We start from the raw sequence: 21449 nt of genomic DNA on the forward strand, positions 1-21449 counted from the left end.
GACGGCGTAGCGCTCAGTGCGCCGGTCACCAACGCTAGCTGGACGAAGCCGCGCGCGACGTCGACCATGTCAGTGTGAATCGGACGCTGCCGCGCGTGGGAACATAGAGCACGCGAGTATGCTCCACGCCGTCGAATGTGGCCACGACGCGATAGTGGCCAGGGGGCAACCGTGCGAACAGGTAGGGGCCGGCTGATGTGCCAGCGAAGACGACCTTCCCGTTGGACCCGAATATCTGCACGGCGACACCCGACAGATACTCGCCTGATGCGGCGGTGAATGTTGCCCGCATGCTATAGCCGGGCGCGAGCCTGCGAAGTGCAGTGGCTTCATCCTCCCCCACGCCGCCCGTGACATAGGCGATACCGCGGTCGTGTACGACCGGTATGTCGCTGGCTGACGTCTCCTGAGCAGGCGTCTTGCCGGGTGGCGGCTCAGTGGGGGGCGTCTTGTGGGCGGGTGCCTGCCGCGCAGGCGCGACGGCCTGTGCGTGAAGTCTGCCGATACCCGATTCGCAATCCAGTCCGGGTATGCTGCCATTGGGGCCGCCGAACCCGTTCGTCGGACGTCCTTCCAGCAACCAGCGCGGGAGGGAAAGATCTTGTGCTTTTGCGCGGGGAATGAGCGTATTGCGCATGCGCTCCACGACCACCCGACGTTCTTCGGGCGTCGACGCACGGTGCATCTCCGTGCAGAACTCAATGCGTTCGTCGTCGCTCAGTAACAGGGAAGAAATCGGTTCGGGGGGCACCTGTGACTGCCTCGCATGCCTGGCGAAGGCTGCCGTCGATGCAGTACACACAGCCACAACCAGGACGGTTCTCGACAGGCGGGAAAATGTCGTGAACATGATGAACCTCCGGGCCAATCTCGGGAGTGCGGCACCGGGTCCGTCCCGGAGGCGCCTGTGAGCGCCTCGACTTGCTTCAGACGTTTCAGACGGGCAACGGCGATTGACGTGTGTTTTACGTGGTGAGATGCAACAGGCGCAAGTACCACCGCAGTGTAGCAAGTCGAACGCACAGAAGCCGGCCGGCTGGTCCACCGGGTACGCGAGCGGTCGTGTGAGGCAGGGCTCGATCCTGCGGCGAACTCTCGCAGAAAGCCAAAAATTCATCCCCCGACAATCCGCCGATGTAATCTGTGCGCCAGGTTCGAATGCGACAGGGCGAGAAGAACTGGGGGGATGGACACTACGGTTGCATTTGATATTGCCGTCAGGAGAGGCCATGAATGCGAACCGCGCAACAGAAGAAGAGGAAAGTATCGTTTCGCTTAATTCATTCCTTATACTAATGCTCTACTGCCGCAGAGATAAATAGGCAGAGCAAATAAACAACACTCCGCAACTAATAGCTGTGCCTCAATGAAATGACACGCTACGCTCCCGTTCACGGTCTGGTTGTTCGAGCGTTGAAATGCCTTCCCAGTTTGCTAACCAGTTACTGTGGATTGCTAATGAACAAGATACTCATTGCCAGCGCTATGGGCGCGCTTTTCGCCGCCGCGTCGTCGTCGGCATTTGCACAAAGCTCAGTCACGCTGTATGGCATCGTCGACGAAGCCATCCGGTATCAGACGAATGCCGGGCCGGGCGGCGACGACCAGGTCGCCATGACCTCCGGCCCGGAAACCCACAGCCGCTGGGGCTTGAGGGGCAGTGAGGATCTGGGCGACGGCTGGTCCGCGGTCTTCCGCCTCGAAAATGGCTTCGAAGCCTTCAATGGGCAACTACACGTCCCTGGCACACTGTTCAGTCGGCAAGCTTTCGTGGGTCTGTCGAACAAAACGTGGGGCTCGCTGACCTTTGGCAGGCAATATGCGCCGGCCTACGACACCCTGGGCGATATCTTCGACCCGCTGACCGTTGGCAATTACTGGCAAAACAGCTGGATGTACAACGGCATCGGCCCTTACCTCGAAGTCGACAACTCGGTGAAGTACAAGGGCAGCTTCAGTGGCCTGGACATCAATGCCCTTTATGGCTTTGGTAACCAGGCAGGCGCGCTCGGTCTCGGCGCCACCTACGCCGTGGAACTGACGTACACGTATGGCCCCGCCATGCTCAATGCGGGCTTCCAGCAGGTCTCTGTGCCAACATCGGCGACCGGCTCTTCGGTGGGCACTAGTGTCGGCAGCACGATCAATGGCGCCAAATCCAACTTCCTGCACATCAGCGGCGCGTTTCAGATTACCCATGACATCCGCCTCCTGGCCGGTTGGCTCCGCGGCCAGGACCAGACTGGTTTGACTGACGTTTACATGCAGCAAGCCGGCGCGCCGACACTGAAGGGCGGCAGTCCAAACCGTATCGACGACACCTGGTACCTCGGCGCGAACTGGCACGCCATGCCCGCGCTGCTGTTCACGTTCGCCTACTACTACGGGCAGACGCGCAATGCTGAACTGCTCGACGGCACGCTCGGCAGGGGCACGAATCAATCGGCTACCGTTCTCGCCGAATACTCGTTCACGAAGCGCACGGAAATTTACGGGATCACGGACTTTGCGCGCGGCACAGGCGCCTTCTCCGCCGACTACCCTGGCGGGGTCAACGGCGAGGGCGTTCCGACGAACACCATTGGCCGGACCAATCAGGTGGGCGTGGCAGTCGGACTTCGCACGATGTTCTAGAGACGCGTTCATACCCTCCGACACGGACCCCGCGCCGGGTGCTCGGACCAGCGTAGCAGCGTCAGTCCGCTGTCGAGCGCGTAGCTGACGCTCCACCGTTCAACCGCAAGCCATGGTGGACGGCTCTTGTTGACCGTTTCCTGCCCGCCGCCGCCGGCCGTAGTCGCCCCCCAGGCTGCCAGCGCTGTTCACGAATGGCATACGGTTGATGTCCTGTCGCAAGCGCCAGAGGCCACGAGCGAGGGCCGGTAGGGCCCCCGGGCTCACCGTACGCGTCCCCCTGTCACGCCATCGTCCGCCCCTTTTTCCATTGTCACTCCCCCCTCGCTCCCCCGTTCAGGGGATGTTCCGCCCCCTTGTCTGAGCCGAAGATGACGTCATTCGGGATGTCACTGTCCACCAGCAGTACGACGAATCTGTGCCAGCCCGCCATCCACTTTCAGACTCAAGGAGAGATTGATGCAGGACGACGTGCAGAAAGCGGCGCCTTCGGCCCATGCCTATCCGCTGTTGATCAAGCAACTGCTGCATACCCCATGCGTTCAGGCGCCGGACCAGGAGATCGTCTACCGCGGCCAGCTGCGCATGACCTACTCGACGCTGCGCGAGCGCATCGCGCGCCTCGCCAGCAGCCTGAAGAGGCTCGGCGTGCAGCATGGCACCACGGTCGCCGTGATGGACTGGGACAGCCATCGCTATCTGGAATGCTACTTCGCCGTGCCGATGATGGGCGCCGTGCTGCAGACGGTCAATGTACGTCTTTCGCCCGATGAAATCGCATACACGATCGACCACGCCGGCGCCGAGGTGCTGCTCGTGCACACCGACTTCCTGCCGGTCGTCGAATCGATCAAGGACAAGGTCAGGAACGTGCACACCTTCGTCTATATCGACGAGCCGGACAGTGTGGCCGCCGCGCATTCGATCGACTTCGTGGCGGAATACGAAGCGATGCTCGCGCAGAGCGAAGCGCACTACGACTTTCCCGATTTCGACGAGAACACCCGTGCCACGACCTTCTACACGACGGGCACCACCGGCCTGCCGAAAGGCGTCTACTTTTCGCACCGTCAACTCGTGCTGCATACGCTCACGCTGATGGCGGCGCTGGGGAGTCCCGTGTCCGGACAGCGCTTCCATCGCGGCGACGTGTACATGCCGCTCACGCCGATGTTCCATGTGCACGCGTGGGGCATGCCCTATATCGCGACGGTCATGGGCGTGAAGCAGGTTTATCCGGGCCGCTACATGCCGGACCGTCTGCTGCAGTTGGTGCGCGACGAAGGCGTCACATTCTCGCACTGCGTGAGCACGATTTTGCACATGCTGCTCAACAACGCCGGGTCTGAGTCGGTCGACTTGAGCAAGTGGAAGATCGTGATTGGCGGCGGAGCCTTGCCGCAGGGTCTCGCGCGCAGTGCGCTCGAGCGCGGCATCGACATCTTCGCCGGCTACGGCATGTCGGAGACGGGCCCCGTGCTGAGCCTCGCACAACTGCCGATAGGCGGCGAGGCGCTCGATCTCGACGAGCAGGTGCGCCTGCGCTGCAAGACGGGCTTCCCGGTTCCGCTCGTCGATCTGCGCATCGTCGACGAGGAGATGAACGACCTCCCGCGCGACGGCAAGGCCAGTGGCGAGATCGTCGTGCGCACCCCTTGGCTCACGCAGGGCTACCTGAACAATCCCGAGGCATCGGAGCAGCTCTGGGCGGGCGGCTATCTGCATACGCAGGACATCGCCAATATCGACCCGACCGGCAATCTGCAGATTACCGACCGCATCAAGGACGTGATCAAGTCGGGCGGCGAGTGGGTGTCCTCGCTCGAGATCGAAAGCCTGATTTCGCTGCATGACGCCGCTGCCGAAGTGGCCGTCATCGGCATCAAGGACGAGAAATGGGGCGAGCGCCCCGTGGCGCTCGTCGTACTCAAGCCCGGCGCCAAAGCGAGCGAGAACGACATCAAGCAGCACGTCATGACGTTCGCGACGTCAGGCCGGATCTCGAAGTACGCCGTGCCGCAAATCGTCAAGTTCGTCGATGCACTGAAGAAGACGAGCGTCGGGAAAATCGACAAGAAGTGGCTGCGTGAGCAGTTCGCCTGATCGGTCATTGACAAGGTTAAAAAGAGGAATACTTACCATGAGCATCAAGGGATACAGCATCGCCACGATCGACGACTTCGTGGGCCGCGAGCTGGGCGTATCGGAATGGGTCGTCGTCGATCAGGCATGCATCGACGCATTCGCACACTGCACGGGCGACCGGCAATGGATTCACGTGGACGTCGAGCGCGCCAGACGCGAGAGCCCGTTTGGCGGCACGATCGCGCACGGTTATCTGACGCTTTCGCTGCTGGCCGCGCTCGCCATGGAGATCGGCCTGATTCCGGAAGACGCGTCGGCGGGCCTGAACTATGGGCTGGACAAGGTGCGCTTCATGACGCCGGTGAAGGCGGGCGCCCGGGTGCGCAACCGTGTGAGCCTGGTGTCGGTGGAGAAGAAAGGGGGCGGGCGCATCATCGTCAAGACGATGAACGAACTGCAGATCGAAGGCGAAGACAAGCCCGCGCTGGTCGCCGAGACCCTCGCGATGCTCGTGGCGTAATTCGGGCGTTCAAGGACGCGCAATGCGTCGGATAAGGAGCAGGAAAAATGGCGGCAACCCCGAAAGACAATTCGCAGAACGAACAGATCGACGATATCTCGGCGTCGGCAACGGAAGGCATGCTCGGCCCCAATCCGTTCGTCGGGCTGCGGCCGTGCGATATCCTGGCCACGGCGCAGCAGATCGGCGCGCAGGCCGTGCGGCAGCCCGCGCTGCTGGTTGAACAGGAAGCGGCGCTCGTGCGCAATCTGCTGGCCGTGCTGGGCGGCAATACGAAGAGCACGCCGCCCGCAGGCGACAAGCGTTTCGCCGACCCTGCGTGGCAGGACAACACGTGGTATCGCATGGCGCTGCAGGGCTATCTGGTATGGCGCGACGCCCTGAGCGGCTTTGTCGACCGCTCGGCACTGGACCCGAAGAGCAAGGAGCGCGCGCAATTCGTGATGTCGCTCCTGACCGATGCGCTTTCGCCCACGAACACGCTGCTCGGCAACCCGGCGGCGCTCAAGAAGGTCGTCGATTCGGGCGGCGCGAGCCTGATTGGCGGCCTGAAGAACGCCATGTTCGACATGCTGAAGAATCAGGGCATGCCCGCGCAGGTGGACAAGAGCGCATTCGAGGTGGGCAAGAACCTAGGCACCTCGCCGGGCGCGGTAGTGTTTCGCAACGAAGTGCTGGAGCTGATTCAGTACAAGCCGGCCACGGAGCAGGTCTATGGCCGCCCGCAATTGATCGTGCCGCCGCAGATCAACAAGTTCTACGTGTTCGACCTTTCCGAAGGCAAGAGCATGGTCGACTATCTCGTGAAGAACGAGTTTCAGGTGTTCGCGGTGAGCTGGCGCAACCCCACGGCGGCGCAAAGTCACTGGGACATGGATACGTATGTGTCGGCGCTGCTGGAGGCCATCGAGGCGGTGCGCGACATTACCGGCAGCGACGATGTGAACCTGCACGGCGCATGTTCCGGCGCGATGACGATATCGGCGCTGCTCGGCCATCTCGCGAGCCGCGGCGAAAAGACAGTCAACGCCACGACTCTGATGGTTGCCGTGCTGGACAGCACCGCCGACTCGCAGCTTGGCCTCTTCTGCACGCCCGAAGCGATCGCGGCAGCCAAGCAGAACAGCCTCGCTCGCGGCGTGCTCGCAGGCGAGGAGATGGGGCGCGTGTTCGCGTGGATGCGGCCCAACGATCTGGTGTGGAATTACTGGGTCAACAATTACCTGCTGGGCAAGGCGCCGCCCGCGTTCGACATCCTCTACTGGAACAACGATACGACCCGCTTGCCGGCGCGCTTTCACGGCCAGCTGCTCGACATTTTCACGGATAACCTGTTCAGCAAGCGTCACGCGCTCACCGTGCTCGGCACGCCTGTCGATCTCTCCGAGGTCACGTGCGACACCTACGTGGTGGCGGGCATGACGGATCACATCACGCCGTGGAAGGGTGTTTACAACACGGCGCGGACATTCGGCGGCAAGACGCGCTTCGTGCTCAGCTCGAGCGGTCATATCCAGAGCCTGATCAACCCGCCGGGCAATCCGAAGGCCAAGTACTTCATGAACCCGGAACTGCCTGCGGACGCGGATGCGTGGCTCGCAAGCGCCACGCCCGAAAAGGACTCGTGGTGGGGCAACTGGTGCGAGTGGCTGGCAAGCCGTTCGGGCGAGCGCCGCAGCGCGCCGGCATCGCTCGGCAACGAGCGTCACGCCGCGCTCGCCGACGCACCGGGAACGTACGTAACCGAAGCCTGATATACGCCCCGTCGTTCTGACTCTGTTCATTGTTTTTTCAACGTAGTACTAATGGAGCTTTAATCATGGAATCTACCAATCCGACTCATCTTTTCGCCGAATACACGAAGGTTCTCGGCCAGTTCAAGCTGCCGGGTGTCGATGTGGCCGCTATTCTCGAATCGCGCCGCAAGGACATCGAGGCGCTCGCGCAGGCCAACAGCGCAGCGCTCGCGGGCGTGCAGTCGCTCGGTCTGAAGCAGGCTGAAATCCTGCGCACGACCATGACCGAGCTGCAGTCGCTCGTGGCGAAGCTGGGCGCGCAAGGCGCGGCGCCGGGTGCGAATGCGGGCGAAGTCGTGCAGCAAGCTCTGCACAAGGCGCTCGTCGACATGCAGGAACTCGCGGATACGGCTTACCGTGCGCAGTCGGACAGCATCGCGGTCGTGACGAAGCGTGTGGCCGAGCACGTCGAGGAACTGAAGGCGCTCCTGCAGCCGAAGAAGTAAGAGGGTACGGCGATGCAAAACGCCGATGTTTCCAATGACGCGTCCCGCGGCGAGACACCCGTGCAAGAGGTCGAGCAGATGAGAGCAGAGGCTTGCAGTCCCGATTCGAGCGGTGGCCCGGCCGGCATGCAGATCCAGACCGTCGACATTGATGGCCAGGTCCTGCGCGTGGGCGTCCGTCACGGCAGCGACGCTTCCCCGCCGCTGCTCCTCTTCAACGGCATCGGCGCGAATCTCGAGCTGGTGGAGCCGTTCGTCGAGGCGCTGGGGGACGTGGGCGTCGTCATCTTCGACGTGCCCGGTGTCGGCGGGTCGCCCGTGCCGCTCGTGCCGTACCGTTTCTCGACGCTTTCCGTGCTCGCGGACAAGCTCCTGACGCGGCTCGGCTGCGACGGTCCGGTCGATGTGCTCGGGGTCTCGTGGGGCGGGGCGCTCGCGCAGCAGTTCGCGCGTCTCTACCCCACGCGTTGCCGCAGGCTCATTCTCGCGGCGACGTCGCCGGGCGTCATCATGGTACCGGCGCGGCTCTCGGTGCTCGCGAAGATGATCGGACCGCGCCGCTACACCGACCGCAGCTATATGAAGCAGGTGGGCGCCGAGATTTATGGCGGTGCTTACCGGCGCGATCCCGGGTTGCTGGAGGAGCATAGCCGGCATATCCATCCGCCGCGCGGCCGTGGCTACCTCTATCAGCTGCTGGCCGCCTCCGGCTGGACCAGCCTGCCGTGGCTCGGTGCGCTGCGTCAGCCCACGCTCGTGATGCACGGCAACGACGACCCCATCGTGCCGCTGACCAACGCGAAAATCCTGGCGGCCCGCATCCGCAACTCGACGCTCTACGTGATCGACGACGGTCATCTGTTCCTGATCGCGCGTGCGAAGGAAGTCGCGCCTGTGGTGCGCCGTTTCCTGCGCGAGGAACTGGCGTGAACGAGTCAGTCAGCGACGAAGTCAGCGCGATGACCGACGGCGACGAAAGCCCGCTGAATGCGGCTGACCAGGCACTGGCAGCACGCAAGACGCGGCGTCTCAAACGCATGCAGCGCACCGCGACAAGTCTGCTCGCGGTCGTGTTCGCGGTGCTGCTCGCATGCGTTTTCCTGCAGGCGAAATATCCGTGGCTGGCCGGGCTTCCCTGGCTCAGGGCATTCGCGGAAGCCGGCACGGTGGGTGCCATCGCCGACTGGTATGCGGTGGTCGCGCTGTTCCGGCGGCCGTTCGGCCTGCCGGTTCCGCATAGCGCGATCATTCCACAAAACCAGCAGCGCATTGCGGAGAGCCTCGGCAAGTTCGTCGAGGCCAACTTTCTTGCGCCCGAGCTCATCACAGGCCGCCTGAGCGGCCATAACGCCGCGCAGGCGCTGGCCATGTGGCTCGCCGAGCCGCGCAACAGCCGCGCCGTCGGCGACGTGGTGGCCGACTCGCTGCCGCGCCTGCTGAACAGCATCGACGACACGCAGGTCGAGCAGTTCTTCGAGCGCGTGGCCACGCCGCAACTGCGCACGCTCGACGTTTCCCGCGCCATCGGCGAGGTCCTCGAGGTCCTGACCGAAGGCAATCATCATCAACCGCTGCTGGACCGGGGGCTGGCCGGACTGGAGCAATGGCTCGCCGCCAACGTGGACCTCATCAAGGCCAAGTTCAGCGAAGCGTCGCGCTACACGCCCGCGCCGCTCGACGCCTATATCGTGAGGAAGTTCGTCGAGGGCATCGTCGCGCTGCTGCACGAAGTGGCGGCGAGCCCGGAGCACGAGCTTCGACACCAGTTCGACGCAGCGGTGCACGACCTGATCGCCCAGTTGCGGAGTTCACCCGCCTATCGGCGCTTTGGCCGGTCATTGATGCGCGACTGTCTCCGCCATTTCAGAAACGAGGCGTATGCGCAGCGCTTGCTGGGCCACGTGCGTGCGCGCGTGATCGCCGATGTCGAACGTGACGATTCCATCGTGCGTGGCGCACTGGCAGGCGTGCTCGCAACGCTCGGCAAGAGCGTGAGCGAGGAGAGCGCAATCCAGCACAAGCTCAATGCGTGGTGGCTGGAACTGGCGCGCGAGCTGGTGGTGCGCTATCGCCATCGACTCTCGGCGCTGATCACCGACGTCGTGAAGGGCTGGAACGCGCAGGAGGTCAGCGGCAAGATCGAGGCGGAGATCGGCCGCGATCTGCAATACGTGCGGATCAACGGCACGCTGGTGGGCGGGATGGTTGGCGTGCTGCTGCATGGGCTCGCGCTCGTGATCGTGAGGTGACGCCCGTGCGATTCAGACCGTTCCCACCAGCCCCAGCGATTGCGCCCGCGCCACCGCCTGCGCGCGCTTGTCCACCGAGAGCTTCACGAAGATGCTCTTCACGTGCGACTTGACGGTCTCCGGCGCGATGCCGAGCGTACGTGCGATTTCCTTGTTCGACTGGCCGTGCGCGATCAGTCCGATGATGTCGCGCTCGCGCGCACTGAGCGCCTCGCGCTCCGCATTGCGCGCGCGCGTGTCGCCTGGCTGGTACAGTGCGCGGCTGCCGTCCAGCAGACGATCGACGTAGGCCAGCAGCGCCTTCGCTTGCGCCTCGCCACGCAGCGCGTCGCGCACGGCCTGTAGCAACGGTACGATCTGCGGCCCCTGATCGACGATGGATTGGTAGAGCCCCGCGGGCGCCGCGGCCTTCGAGACTTCGCGAAAGGTTTCGACGGCCCGCTCGCGCTCGCCTGCCGCCATCCAGACGAGCGCGAGCACCGTGCGCAGGCGCAGCGCGAGATAGCAGCCGTGCTGGCACTCGAAGGTTTGCAGTGCGGCGGTCAACGTATCGGCGGCGTCCTGCGTGCGGCCCTGCGCCAGCGCGAGATACGCGCGCGCGAGCCCACGGTAGGTGGCGATCTCCGCCGCAGCGGACGTTGCTGCGGCGCTGGCCGCATCCGCAAGGCGGTCGAGCTGCGCAACGCTGGCCGCGGCTTCCACGATGCGGCCTTCGGCGAGATTGAGACGCGTGCGTTCGACGAGGGCGCCGGCGCTCAGGCGGTCCCATTTGCGCGCGTAGGCCAATGCCTGCGCTCGATCGATCAACGCATAGGCCTGCACGGTGTCAGAACGCGCCCCGGCCGTGCGGATCAGCATCCGGTAGGCCATCAGCGCGCTGTCGAGCAACACGGCAGCGTCGATCACGGGCATCAGGTCGCTCACCAGCGCTTCGGCTTCGTCCAGCCGGCCTTGCTCGTAGCGCAACTGCGCGATCATCGGCGCGACCTGTGCGACGGCGATGGACTTCGGACCGGCATGCTGCTCCGCGAGCCGCATGGCTTCCTAGAAATAACGCTCGGCCAGCGGGAAGTGCAGTTGCTGCATCTCCACGTGGCCCAGCAGCGTGAGCCGGTAGACCGACGCGAACACGTTGCGCGAGTCTTCCTCGATCGAATAAGGAACCCATGGCACCGCATAGAGTGCTTCCAGATTGCCCGTTTTCCAGTGCGCGAAGCGCACGACGTTGGACGCTACGTTGGTGGTCCAGATATCGGTCGATGGCCACTCGAGGCAGGGTTGCGCAAGCGCGAGGCACGCGTGCGCATCGTCCTGAAGGGCGGCCACGACAGAGCGGATTGCCTGGCATTCCCAATGAACCGGCTCGGGATCGGCGCCCGACGCATCGGCGCCCGACGCATCGGCGTCTTTCTCGATCGTGTCGAGCATCGCGAGCGCTTCGTCGAAGCGCATGGCGAGCGCCATGCCCCAGGCGATGGCGAGCGTGACCTTGATCTGCGAGCGCATCAGGTGCGCGGGGAACTGCCGCTGCCAGCCGAGCAGCGTGAGCAGGTCGCCTTTCGTGACGAGCGCCATTGCGCAGCGGCCGATCAGCGAGACCGCCTCTTCCGTATCGCCCGCGGCGATGGCATGCCTGACCGCGTCGGTCCATTGCGCCTCCTGCGCGTACCACTGGCAGGCACGGCGATGCAGGTCGGCGACCTCGTCGCGGTGCTGCGTTTGCAGGCGACGGTGCAGGTATTCGCGCATCAGATGATGGAAGCGGAACCAGCTGCCGTCGAGATCGAGCGGTTCGAGCAGCAACTGGCGCGCGGCGATCGACTCCAGCATGGCCTGGCTTGTCCTGACGCCGGTGAGCGCCTCGCACAGCGGCGCGCTCAGTCGCTCGAGTATCGAGGTGCGCAGCATGAACTCGACCATGCCGCCCGGCAGGCGCTTGACCATGTCCTCCAGATAGGCCGCAAACGGGCGCGATGCGCCCGAGGCCGGCGCGACTTCCGCATCCGGCTTGTGAGCGGCGCGCGCCAGCACCGACGCGGAAATGCGCAATGCGGCGGCCCATCCCTCGGTGCGGGTAAAGAGCGACTTGATGCTGGATGCATGCAGCTTGCCCGGGCATTCGTGCTCGACAAAGCTGCGCGTTTCGTCGAAGTCGAAGCGCAACGTGGAGGCGTCGAGCTCCAGCAGGCTGTTGCCGGCTCGCAGGCGGCCGAGCGGCAGCGGCGGGTCGGTGCGCGTGCAGATCACCACGTGGACGTGCGACGGCGCGTTTTCGACCAGAAACGACACCGCGTCGTGGATGGCCGGCAGGCTGATCAGATGGAAGTCGTCGAGGAAGATGCAGACCTCGTCGGCGACCTCGACGAGCTCGTTGATGAGCGTCGAGACGATCGACTGCGCCGGCACGAGCGACGCCGCTGTCGTGAGCCCGATGGCCGACGCGCCGACGTCGTCGCACGCCTGCTGCAGGGCCTGCGCGAGGTGATAGAGGAAGCGCGCGGGCTCGTCGTCTTCGCTGTCGAGCGACAGCCACGCCACCAGTACGCCCTCCCTGCGCAAGCGCTCGAGCCAGGTCAGTGCAAGCGAGGTCTTGCCGAAGCCCGCAGGGGCCTTGATGACGGTGAGACGTTTGTTCTCGGCCTCCCCGGCGAGACAGACAAGGCGCGGGCGGTCGATCAGGCCCGCGGGCAGCCGGGGCGGAAAGATCTTCGTCGCGAGCAAAACCGGAGGTCTGGCCGCGAACGCCCCTCCAGTCACCGCTCCTGACGCTTCGGTCACGTGCATGGGCTGCTCCGTGTCTGCGGGTTCGCCCCGGCTGCGTCCCCTTTTTTTTCGCTCGGTCACCCCTGTATGGGGGATATTGCACCGCGTCAGCCTGAGAGACCATGGCATCTAACGAAGCGGTCGGAAAAATAATAGCGCAACCGCTGCGAAGCTGGCGCGGTTGAGCGCGACGAATTACGTTGCAGCGCACAAGGCCACAGCGCGGGAAAGCACGGAGAACAGTTCGTTCTCCAGATCATTGGGTGACTTAAAGGAGCGGAGCAGGCAATGAAAGTACTTGTACCAGTCAAGCGCGTCGTCGACGCAAACGTGAGAGTGCGTGTGAAAGCGGACGGCAGCGGTGCGGATGTCGCAAACGTGAAGTTCTCGATGAACCCCTTCGACGAGATCAGCGTGGAGGAGGCCGTTCGCCTGAAAGAGGCCGGCGCCGCGACGGAAGTGGTCGCCGTGTCCTGCGGCGTGCCGGGCTGCCAGGAAACGCTGCGCACGGCAATGGCGACAGGCGCCGACCGCGGCATCCTCGTCGAAACCGATGTGGAGCTGCAGCCGCTCGCCGTCGCCCGGCTGCTGAAGGCGCTGGTGGACAAGGAGCAGCCGCAGCTGGTGATGCTCGGCAAGCAGGCCATCGACGACGACGCGAACCAGGTCGGCCAGATGCTGGCGGCGCTGCTCGGCTGGCCGCAGGCGACGTTCGCCTCGAAGGTGGCGATCGAAGGCGGCAAGGCGGTCGTGACGCGCGAGATCGACGGCGGGCTGGAGACGATCGAAGTCGACCTGCCCGCGGTCATTACCGCCGATCTGCGTCTGAACACGCCGCGCTACGCGAGCCTGCCCAACATCATGAAGGCGAAGAAAAAGCCGCTCGACGTGGTGAAGCCCGACGCGCTGGGCGTGGACGTCGCGCCGCGACTGCAAACACTGAAGGTCACCGAACCGCCGAAGCGCGAACCCGGCGTGCGCGTGGCCGACGCCGCGGAACTCGTGGCGAAGCTGCGCAACGTGGCCCAGGTCATCTGATCGCCAAGGAAAAGGAAACAGTAATGACAGTCCTCATCATTGCAGAGCACGACAATCAGGTGCTCAAGGCAGCGACCCTCAACGCCGTGACCGCCGCCGCGCGTCTCTCGGACGACATCCACGTGCTCGTGGCCGGTTCGCAATGCGCGAACGTGGCCGAACAGGCGGCGCGCATTGCCGGCGTGACCCGCGTACGCGTGGCCGATGCTGCCCATTACGGCCACGCGCTGGCCGAAAATCTCGCGGCGCTCGTCGTGAAGGTCGCGCCTGAATACAGCCACGTGCTGGCGCCGGCCACCACGACCGCAAAGAACGTGATGCCCCGCGTGGCCGCGCTGCTCGATGTCGCGCAAGTTTCGGACATCATCGCCGTGGAATCCGCCGATACGTTCGTGCGCCCGATCTACGCGGGCAACATTCTCGCGACCGTTCGCAGCGCCGACCGCATCAAGGTCATTACCGTGCGTACCACGGCCTTCGACGCCGAGAGCACGCAAGGCGGCGGCGCAGCAGTCGAGCCGCTGGAGCCTGCGCCTGAAATGCCCGGTGCCCGTTTCGTGAGCCAGCAACTTACACGCTCCGAGCGGCCGGAGCTGACCGCTGCGCGACGCGTGGTTTCGGGCGGACGCGGGATGGCGTCCGGAGAGAACTTCGCGCTGCTCGAAGATATCGCCGGCAAGCTTGGTGCAGCGGTGGGGGCTTCGCGCGCGGCAGTGGATGCGGGCTTCGTGCCCAACGACTATCAGGTGGGGCAGACCGGCAAGGTGATCGCGCCGCAACTCTATGTTGCGGTGGGCATTTCGGGTGCGATCCAGCATCTGGCCGGCATGAAGGACTCGAAGGTGATCGTTGCGATCAACAAGGATGAGGAAGCGCCGATTTTCCAGGTCTGCGATTACTGGATCGTCGGCGACCTTTTCAAGGTGCTGCCCGAACTCTCGCACGAACTGGACAAACTGCAGCAAGGCTGACGAAGGAGCCGACCATGACGACCTATATTGCCCCCCTGCGCGACATGCGCTTTGTGATGAACGAACTGGCTGGCCTCGAGGCGATCGCGGCATTGCCCGGTTTCGATGACGTCTCGCCGGAGCTCGCCGATGCCGTGCTCGACGAAGCGGCGAAGTTTGCGACAGAAGTGCTCGATCCCCTCAGCAAGCCCGGCGACGCGCAGGGTGCGCGCCTGACCGGGCATGGCGTGGCTGCTGCCGACGGATTCGCGCGTGCCTATGAGCAGTATGTTTCGGGCGGCTGGTGCGGCCTCGCCGGAGACCCGGAATTCGGCGGTCAGGGCTTGCCGGAACTGATGCATGCAGCCGCGGTGGAGATGTGGAATTCATCGAACATGGCATTCGCGCTGTGCCCGATGCTCACGGCGGGCGCCACGGAAGCGATCCGCCTGCACGGCTCGCAGACGCTGAAGGAGCGCTATTTGCCGAATCTCGTGAGCGGCGAATGGACCGGTACGATGAACCTGACCGAGCCGCAAGCCGGCTCGGACCTCGCGGCGGTGCGCACGAAAGCCGTGCCTGAGGGGGAACGCTATCGTATCCACGGCCAGAAGATTTTCATCACGTGGGGCGATCACGACATGACCGGCAACGTGATCCACCTCGTCCTCGCGCGCCTGCCTGACGCGCCCGAAGGCGTGCGCGGCATCTCGCTCTTCCTCGTACCCAAGTTCCTGCTGAACGACGACGGCACGCCCGGCGCCAACAACGACGTGCGCTGCATCTCTCTTGAGCACAAGCTCGGCATTCATGCGAGCCCGACTTGCGTGATGAGCTTCGGCGAAAACGGCGGCGCGATCGGTTACCTGGTCGGCCAGGAGAACAAGGGCCTGGCGCAGATGTTCACGATGATGAACGAAGCGCGCCAGAAGGTCGGCATCCAGGGCCTCGCGATGGCGGAGCGCGCCTGGCAGCAGGCCCGCGAATATGCGAAGGAACGCGTGCAGGGGCGCCTCGCGAGCGGCAAGTCGCCCAACGCGGTGGCGATCGTGCATCACCCGGACGTGCGCCGCATGCTGATGACGATGAAGGCGCAGGTCGAAGCGATGCGGGCCTTTGCCTACGTGATGGCAAGCGAGATGGATCGTGCGCACCGGCATCCCGACGGCGACGAGCGTGCGCGTCACCAGGCTCGCATCGATCTGCTGATTCCGGTGCTCAAGGGCTGGTGTACCGAACTGGGTGTCGAGATCGCGTCGATGGGCGTGCAGGTGCATGGCGGCATGGGCTACATCGAAGAAACGGGCGCCTGCCAGTTCCTGCGCGATGCGCGGATCGCGACGATCTACGAAGGCACGACCGGCATTCAGGCGGCAGATCTGGCCGGCCGCAAGCTGGCGGCCGATCGCGGCGCGGCGATGGCAGCGCTGATTGCGCAAATGCGCGAGGTGTTGCCCGCACTGGAGCGCAACGCCGAAGCGCAAGTCGTATCGATCGGCACGCGTTTTGCCGCGGCCGTGCAGGCACTCGAAGACGCTACCGCCTGGATGCTGGGCGCGTTCGCCAAAGACGCCGACGAAGCACTCGGCAGTTCGGCGGACTACCTGATGCTCGTGGGCTACGTGTGCGGCGGCTGGCAGATGGCGCGCGCGGCAGCGGTGGCGTCGCAGAAGCTGGCGGCGCAGGAAGATCCGGAGTTCTATCGAGCCAAGCTCGCCACCGCACGGTTCTACGCGGAAAAGATCCTGCCCAAAGCCTCTGCGTTGCTCGAGGCGATCAAGGCCGGCACATCGGGCGCGGTCGTCGTCGAACAACTGTAAAGCCGGCTGCACGGAATTTTCAGAAACCTCCGTTGCTATCAATTCGGAATCCATATCAAAATGAAAGTGAAGAAATTCGTTTGTCTCGCCCTGATACCGGGGGCGATATGCAGTAGCGCGATGGCCCAGAGTGCGGGCAGCCTCATCACCAGCGTGGGCGGGGCGTGGCTCGACTTCGGGCAATCGTCGGCGACGCCCATGACAAGCACCACGGCGTTCGGCACCTATACATCGCCGGGTACGGGCGGGCAGATCCACAATACGTTCACCGCCGAACTCTCGCTGACGTATTTCGTCACGGACCACATCGCGCTCGATCTGGCGAGCGGCATACCGCCCAAGCTCAAGCTCTATGCGCAGGGCAGGGTGACGCCGGTCGGGCCGAGCGGTCCGGGGCTCGACCTGGGCAACCTGCAACCGCTCGCCACCACGCGCTCGTGGCCGCCGATCCTGTTCGTGAAGTATTACCTTGGGGACGCGCAGTCGAAATTCCGCCCGTTCGCGGGCGTGGGCGTGAATTACACGTGGTATTCCCATACCGAACTCAATTCGACCTTTCGCGGCGCATTGCAGCAGTTCGCCGGGCCGGGCAGCCATGTCGAGAGTTCCTTGAGTCCGTCCTGGAATCCAGCGTTCAATGCGGGCGCCTCGTACAATTTCAGCAAGAACTGGTACGCCACGGCGTCGGTCACCTATTTGCCGCTCAAGACGAATGCGACAGTGACGGCCTATGCCGCCAATGGACAGCCTGCGCTCACGAACAAGACGCGAATCACTGCGAATCCGTGGATTACGTTCGTGGGGGTTGGATACCGATTTTGATCAGACTGGGTGCGCGACTCGTTCGGCCCGGCGCTCGCGCCCCCTCCATCGATATGGATAAGCGGCTAACACCATTGTGCAATTGAGTTGCGGACCGCTTTACGCTTAAGCTTCTATTGCTGGTCGAGCCGGCGAGCCGATTGTTCAAGGAGAAGATGCTCGTGAAAGTCTCTCATTTGCCTCGATGCGTCGCCCTCGGCGCAGCGTTCGTCTCGAATGCGATTTATGCACAGGAGATCGGCGCCAGCCTCGATTGCCATCTCGTTCCCCACACGTTCATCGAGCAACTGGTCGATGAAAAGGAGATCGATCCTGTACCCATGAAAGTGTCGGCCAACTCGGTCAACGCGTACCGGCTCAGGCCGAATCAGAACTTGACGGCACTCGGATTCAAGGTGCGGGCCGTCTTCGGCTTTTCCCCCAACGACGACATGTTCACCCAGAAAATCAGTGAAGGTGAAACGCCCCATCGCGTCTATGGTGTCGTCGTCATGGCAGGGAAAGAGGCGGTCAGCGAACGCATTCGCGAAACGGGTAGCCCGGCAACGGTAAGGGAAGTCATGCCGCTCATCATGACGGCGGTCGTTTGTGACAAATAGCCTTGCCCCCGAACACATCATACCCCGTGAATCATTCCCGCCGGCCGGTCAGAATGGCGGGTGACACTCGAAGGTCAACTCCGTTCCTTGTTGTTCCAGTTCGCGCCCGCTGCGTATGAAATCCAACCGGGTGCCGACCTGCATGCCGCGTTTGGTGCAGTAGCCACTGGCGCTGCTGACGGCCTTTCGATATGCGCTGACCCACGACAGTCGAGCGCCCCGCGTACTGGCGGTGACGGTAAACACATTCGGCTTGTCGGTAGCGGCGACATCCGAAGTGCTCGTGCAGGCCGCCAGTGATAGGACACAGGCGGCGAGCGACGAGCAGATGAGCGGATTTTGCAATCCGCTCCGGGCGATACCCAACAGGTCGAGGCTGCTCACAGCGACTGCTCGGATGCGACGGTCGCAGACGGTGCCTCGGCAATGGCCGCTGCGCGCTGCGCGAGAAGTTTGACAATAAAGTCCCAGGCCATCAACAAGGCTCCAATGGCGAACACAATGTCACCCGGCATGCGCATCCACTGCCAGAAGGTGGTGGTGCTGTAGAACTCGAGGCTTCGCGCATACGCATAGCCGTGCGTGTAAACCGCCAGCAGTTGCGGCCAGCCAACCGGGTAGAAGTTCATCGCAATCCACATTACGAGGCCGGCGTTGTAGAGCCAGAATGCCCACACGCCGCAGCGGTCGCTCCACGCGCGATGGCCGTTCAAATAGCGCAGGACCATGTAGATCAGACCAATGGCGAGCAACCCGAACGCGCCGAACATCGACGTATGCGCGTGGTTCAGCGTGAGGAAGGTGCCATGCTCGTAATAGTTGACCAGCGGCGCATTGAGCGTGCCGCCGCCGAACACCCCGGCGCCCACGAAGTTCCAGAATGCAGAGCCGAGAATGTAGAGATAGGCAAGTCGATACGGGAAATCCTGTTCGTGCTGGATGTGACGCTGCTGCTCGATGGCTTCCAGCACCAGCAGGAAAAGCGGCAAGACCTCGAGGAACGAGAACATGCTGCCGAAACTCACCCAGAGGCTCGGTTCGCCTGCCCAGTACATATGATGGCCAGTGCCGAGCACCCCGCCGACCATAATGAGGATCCATTCGAACAGCACTGCGCGCTCAACCATCTGCCGCGACACCAGTTCCAGCGCCATGAGGAAGTAGCCGGTCACCGCTGCTGCGAACAACTCGAAGGCAAGCTCGACCCAGAGGTGCACGACCCACCAGCGCCAGAAATCGGTGATCGAGAACGACGGGTTGGGCGAGCCGAACGGAATCATGCCGAATACATAAAGCACCGTGACGCTCAGCGTGGCGGCCCAGAGAAGATGCTCGATGCGGAACAGGCCGTAGAGCGTTCCGCCGCTTTGCCTGAACAGGGCTTTGAGGGTGGGCCAGAACGCACGCAGCAATACCAGACACCAGACGGCGAGGCCAACAAAGAAGAGGACCTGCCAGAAGCGGCCCAGCTCGAGATACGACAGTCCCTGGTTACCGAACCAGAACCAGTGTGCGCGGATGATGCCCATCACACCGAGGTAGTCGCCGATCAGCGCCCCCGCCACGATGACTACCAGTACCCAGAAGATGAGGTTCACCAACGCACGCTGCCCGGCAGGTTCACGCTTGCCGATCAAAGGCGCGAGGAAGAGGCCCCCGGCGATCCAGCTCACGCCGATCCACACGATCGGCGCCTGCAGGTGCACGCTGCGCAAGGCGGCAAACGGCAGCCACTTTTCCACTTCGATGCCGTAAAAGCTGGTGCGATCGGTGTAGTAGTGCGCCATGATCGAACCCGCGAGGATCTGTACCAGCAGGACACCGGCCACCACCAGGAAATACTTCCAGAGCGCACGCTGACTGGGCGTGGGTTCCTTGAAGCCTCGCAGCACCGGTTCGAAGGTTTCGGTCCCGGCCTTGGGCTCGATCCAGAGGCGAAAGATCATCAGGATCGCGCCGATCGCGAAAAATATCATCGTGAACGAAATCCACGTCCACTGGAACGTGGCAGCCGTCGGCGAGTTGCCGACCAGCGGCTCGGGCGGCCAGTTGATGGTCCATGAGTAGTCCTTGCCGGGGCGGCGCGCGACGGTCGTGAGCGACGAATACAGGATGAAGCTCGCGGTTTGCGTGGCGGTGGATGCGTCGAGCGAGCGTGCCCCTGTATAGCCTTGTGCGAAGTTGTCGTTGAGCAGCGCTGCGCTGATGCGTGGCCGCAGCGCCTGAATCGCCTGAGCCACGCTGTCGGGGAGCACAACCTGCTGCTGACTCAGATCGATGCCCTGAAGTTGCGCCTGCATGGTGCGCGTGACGCTTGCCTGCTGATCGGCCGTCGCGGCGTCAAACGATTTGCCGTAGCGCGATAAGGCCAGATTGTTTCGCACCTCCTTCGCCAGCTCGACGAGGTACTTGGCGGTGAAATCCTCGCCAAAGTAGGACCCCATGCCATACAGGCTGCCGAAATCCATCAGATCCGCTTGCTGAAATCCCGACTTGCCCGCGACGATGTCGGCGTAGCTCATCACCGGTGCGCGGTTGGGCGCGACCATCTGCTGTGGCAGGGGCGCTGCCTGCTGATAGGTGGCGCGCGTTGCCAGGATCATTCCCACCCAGCAGAGCGCGGTGACCACGATGAAAACCCAGATCAGGACCCGGCTCGTGCGATCTTGCGGACAACGATTGCCCGCGATGAGCGGCGGCTTTGCATTCATGGTTCCATTCCTTCTCGAAATGCCCGTGCACAGTCTTCGGCGATCAAATACTCGTTTGCGATTCCGAGTATCAGTCCTTTGCGGCTGCCAAGTGGCGGATTGGATAGATCTGGAGTGTGATCGGTTTCAATTTCAACAAGTGATAAGGAGTCCAAATGCGGGTGATAGCAATTGACCTCCAGCGCCGCGAGCGCCGTGCAGCACTCGGAGCGGATACCATCATGTCGCAATTGCAAAAACAAGAAAATCGTACGAACGGCTCGCGAAGCTCCCCAGAAGGGTAGTGGGGTCATACATGTGTATGTTGGGAGTCGTTCCGGGTTAGAAAAACGCGTTGCACGTTTTAGTCCGGTTGCGCCGGTACGATTCGAATGGCCAGGAATTCATTGCAGGGGCGTTGTCATTGCGTGGCGGCGCGCCATGGCGAGCCACCGCGATTCACTCGGCGTTGGCGCTTGCTTCAATCACGGGCAATCGACATTGAAACGTCGCACCGTGCCCGGCGTTGTTGAATGCCAATATGATTCCGCTATGTGCTTCGATGATCGAGCGGCACATCGCGAGGCCTATCCCCTTGCCACCGCGTTTCGTCGTGAAAAAAGCATCGAACAACTGATAGGCATGCTCCGGCGCGATTCCGGTGCCGGTATCGCGCACGCTGACGACTAGAAATCCGCCGGTTTCCATGCACGATTCGATCAGGAGCTCGCGCGGCCTGTCATCGATGTCTGCCATGGCCTGAATGCCATTCAGGATGAGGTTGATGAAAACCTGCTGAAGCTGAACGCGATCGCCAAGCAGGGGCGGCAGTCCGCGAGCAAGGCGCAGTCGCAGCGAGACGCCGTGGTTCGCTACGTCGTGACGAACGAGGGGCACCACGTCATGAACCAGGTCGTTTAGCTCCAGTCGTGTCGCTTGCAGGACAGACGGAGTCGCGAGGCTGCAAATGGACCGGACGATTTCGCTCGCACGCTGCCCGAGGCCAATGATGTTTTGCACGCTGGCCGCCGCCTCCT

At 63.3% G+C, this 21449-nt stretch carries 18 protein-coding genes; 12 read left to right on the forward strand and 6 right to left on the reverse strand.

From position 1 onward, the window contains the following. Positions 1-34: 34 nt before the first annotated feature. A complete protein-coding gene (locus tag AB4Y40_RS15115; protein ID WP_368688378.1) occupies positions 35-850 on the reverse strand; it encodes a hypothetical protein in 816 nt (271 codons plus the stop codon). A 608-nt stretch (positions 851-1458) separates the two neighbouring features. Here AB4Y40_RS15115 and AB4Y40_RS15120 point away from each other — a divergent pair. The 7 genes from AB4Y40_RS15120 (at position 1459) to AB4Y40_RS15150 (ending at position 9730) form a co-directional block, all read left to right on the forward strand. Beyond that, a complete protein-coding gene (locus AB4Y40_RS15120) occupies positions 1459-2634 on the forward strand; it encodes a porin (protein WP_368688379.1) in 1176 nt (391 codons plus the stop codon). 459 nt (positions 2635-3093) lie between these two features. Further along, on the forward strand, positions 3094-4737 hold the full coding sequence (locus tag AB4Y40_RS15125) for a fatty acid--CoA ligase (protein ID WP_368688380.1): 1644 nt from the start codon (positions 3094-3096) through the stop codon (positions 4735-4737). Positions 4738-4774: 37 nt separating this feature from the next. Continuing rightward, positions 4775-5239, forward strand: coding sequence for a MaoC family dehydratase (locus AB4Y40_RS15130; RefSeq protein ID WP_368688381.1), 465 nt, complete (start codon positions 4775-4777; stop codon positions 5237-5239). Between the two features lie 47 nt (positions 5240-5286). After that, positions 5287-6993 (forward strand): alpha/beta fold hydrolase, encoded by a 1707-nt coding sequence (locus AB4Y40_RS15135; RefSeq protein ID WP_368688382.1) that lies wholly within the window; start codon positions 5287-5289, stop codon positions 6991-6993. Between the two features lie 65 nt (positions 6994-7058). Next, entirely contained in the window at positions 7059-7481 is a 423-nt protein-coding gene (gene phaP, locus AB4Y40_RS15140) for a TIGR01841 family phasin (RefSeq protein ID WP_176365821.1), read from the forward strand. 78 nt (positions 7482-7559) lie between these two features. Next, a complete protein-coding gene (gene phaZ, locus AB4Y40_RS15145; RefSeq protein WP_368688425.1) occupies positions 7560-8411 on the forward strand; it encodes a poly(3-hydroxyalkanoate) depolymerase in 852 nt (283 codons plus the stop codon). After that, positions 8408-9730, forward strand: coding sequence for a DUF445 domain-containing protein (locus AB4Y40_RS15150; protein WP_368688383.1), 1323 nt, complete (start codon positions 8408-8410; stop codon positions 9728-9730). Before phaZ ends, AB4Y40_RS15150 begins: the two co-directional genes overlap by 4 nt. A gap of 12 nt (positions 9731-9742) precedes the next feature. Here the strand turns inward: AB4Y40_RS15150 and AB4Y40_RS15155 are convergent, their stop codons facing one another. Further along, positions 9743-10768: a LuxR C-terminal-related transcriptional regulator gene (locus AB4Y40_RS15155; protein ID WP_368688384.1), complete on the reverse strand. Its 1026-nt coding sequence runs from the start codon at positions 10766-10768 to the stop codon at positions 9743-9745. A 6-nt stretch (positions 10769-10774) separates the two neighbouring features. Further along, on the reverse strand, positions 10775-12514 hold the full coding sequence (locus tag AB4Y40_RS15160; RefSeq protein WP_368688385.1) for an AAA family ATPase: 1740 nt from the start codon (positions 12512-12514) through the stop codon (positions 10775-10777). A 267-nt stretch (positions 12515-12781) separates the two neighbouring features. On the opposite strand from AB4Y40_RS15160, the gene AB4Y40_RS15165 reads away from it, so the two are divergent. From AB4Y40_RS15165 to AB4Y40_RS15185, 5 genes are all read left to right on the forward strand, one after another. Further along, positions 12782-13531 carry an electron transfer flavoprotein subunit beta/FixA family protein gene (locus AB4Y40_RS15165; protein ID WP_368688386.1) on the forward strand — a complete coding sequence of 250 codons (750 nt, stop codon included), beginning with the start codon at positions 12782-12784 and terminating at the stop codon, positions 13529-13531. 23 nt (positions 13532-13554) lie between these two features. Next, a complete protein-coding gene (locus tag AB4Y40_RS15170; RefSeq protein WP_368688387.1) occupies positions 13555-14502 on the forward strand; it encodes an electron transfer flavoprotein subunit alpha/FixB family protein in 948 nt (315 codons plus the stop codon). Positions 14503-14516: 14 nt separating this feature from the next. Continuing rightward, on the forward strand, positions 14517-16301 hold the full coding sequence (locus AB4Y40_RS15175) for an acyl-CoA dehydrogenase C-terminal domain-containing protein (RefSeq protein WP_368688388.1): 1785 nt from the start codon (positions 14517-14519) through the stop codon (positions 16299-16301). 120 nt (positions 16302-16421) lie between these two features. Then, entirely contained in the window at positions 16422-17123 is a 702-nt protein-coding gene (locus AB4Y40_RS15180; RefSeq protein WP_368688389.1) for an OmpW family protein, read from the forward strand. Between the two features lie 155 nt (positions 17124-17278). Further along, positions 17279-17722 carry a hypothetical protein gene (locus AB4Y40_RS15185; RefSeq protein ID WP_368688390.1) on the forward strand — a complete coding sequence of 148 codons (444 nt, stop codon included), beginning with the start codon at positions 17279-17281 and terminating at the stop codon, positions 17720-17722. A gap of 48 nt (positions 17723-17770) precedes the next feature. On the opposite strand, the gene AB4Y40_RS15190 is transcribed toward AB4Y40_RS15185, so the two are convergent. The 3 genes from AB4Y40_RS15190 to AB4Y40_RS15200 all read right to left on the reverse strand — a co-directional run bounded on the left by AB4Y40_RS15190 (position 17771) and on the right by AB4Y40_RS15200 (position 21432). Beyond that, on the reverse strand, positions 17771-18106 hold the full coding sequence (locus AB4Y40_RS15190; protein ID WP_368688391.1) for a hypothetical protein: 336 nt from the start codon (positions 18104-18106) through the stop codon (positions 17771-17773). Beyond that, positions 18103-20433 carry a nitric-oxide reductase large subunit gene (locus AB4Y40_RS15195; protein WP_368688392.1) on the reverse strand — a complete coding sequence of 777 codons (2331 nt, stop codon included), beginning with the start codon at positions 20431-20433 and terminating at the stop codon, positions 18103-18105. Before AB4Y40_RS15195 ends, AB4Y40_RS15190 begins: the two co-directional genes overlap by 4 nt. Before the next feature lie 438 nt (positions 20434-20871). Then, positions 20872-21432, reverse strand: coding sequence for a sensor histidine kinase (locus AB4Y40_RS15200; RefSeq protein WP_368688393.1), 561 nt, complete (start codon positions 21430-21432; stop codon positions 20872-20874). Positions 21433-21449 lie beyond the last annotated feature (17 nt).

It is taken from the genome of Paraburkholderia sp. EG287B (assembly GCF_040965595.1).
In the GTDB taxonomy this organism is placed as follows: Bacteria; Pseudomonadota; Gammaproteobacteria; order Burkholderiales; family Burkholderiaceae; genus Paraburkholderia.

Bases quoted from the DNA above. Each gene is read 5' to 3' on its own strand.
- AB4Y40_RS15115 (WP_368688378.1), bottom strand. From the start codon at position 850: ATGTTCACGACATTTTCCCGCCTGTCGAGAACCGTCCTGGTTGTGGCT.
- AB4Y40_RS15120 (WP_368688379.1), top strand. From the start codon at position 1,459: ATGAACAAGATACTCATTGCCAGCGCTATGGGCGCGCTTTTCGCCGCC.
- AB4Y40_RS15125 (WP_368688380.1), top strand. From the start codon at position 3,094: ATGCAGGACGACGTGCAGAAAGCGGCGCCTTCGGCCCATGCCTATCCG.
- AB4Y40_RS15130 (WP_368688381.1), top strand. From the start codon at position 4,775: ATGAGCATCAAGGGATACAGCATCGCCACGATCGACGACTTCGTGGGC.
- AB4Y40_RS15135 (WP_368688382.1), top strand. From the start codon at position 5,287: ATGGCGGCAACCCCGAAAGACAATTCGCAGAACGAACAGATCGACGAT.
- phaP (WP_176365821.1), top strand. From the start codon at position 7,059: ATGGAATCTACCAATCCGACTCATCTTTTCGCCGAATACACGAAGGTT.
- phaZ (WP_368688425.1), top strand. From the start codon at position 7,560: ATGAGAGCAGAGGCTTGCAGTCCCGATTCGAGCGGTGGCCCGGCCGGC.
- AB4Y40_RS15155 (WP_368688384.1), bottom strand. From the start codon at position 10,768: ATGCGGCTCGCGGAGCAGCATGCCGGTCCGAAGTCCATCGCCGTCGCA.
- AB4Y40_RS15160 (WP_368688385.1), bottom strand. From the start codon at position 12,514: ATGCACGTGACCGAAGCGTCAGGAGCGGTGACTGGAGGGGCGTTCGCG.
- AB4Y40_RS15165 (WP_368688386.1), top strand. From the start codon at position 12,782: ATGAAAGTACTTGTACCAGTCAAGCGCGTCGTCGACGCAAACGTGAGA.
- AB4Y40_RS15170 (WP_368688387.1), top strand. From the start codon at position 13,555: ATGACAGTCCTCATCATTGCAGAGCACGACAATCAGGTGCTCAAGGCA.
- AB4Y40_RS15175 (WP_368688388.1), top strand. From the start codon at position 14,517: ATGACGACCTATATTGCCCCCCTGCGCGACATGCGCTTTGTGATGAAC.
- AB4Y40_RS15180 (WP_368688389.1), top strand. From the start codon at position 16,422: ATGGCCCAGAGTGCGGGCAGCCTCATCACCAGCGTGGGCGGGGCGTGG.
- AB4Y40_RS15185 (WP_368688390.1), top strand. From the start codon at position 17,279: ATGCTCGTGAAAGTCTCTCATTTGCCTCGATGCGTCGCCCTCGGCGCA.
- AB4Y40_RS15195 (WP_368688392.1), bottom strand. From the start codon at position 20,433: ATGAATGCAAAGCCGCCGCTCATCGCGGGCAATCGTTGTCCGCAAGAT.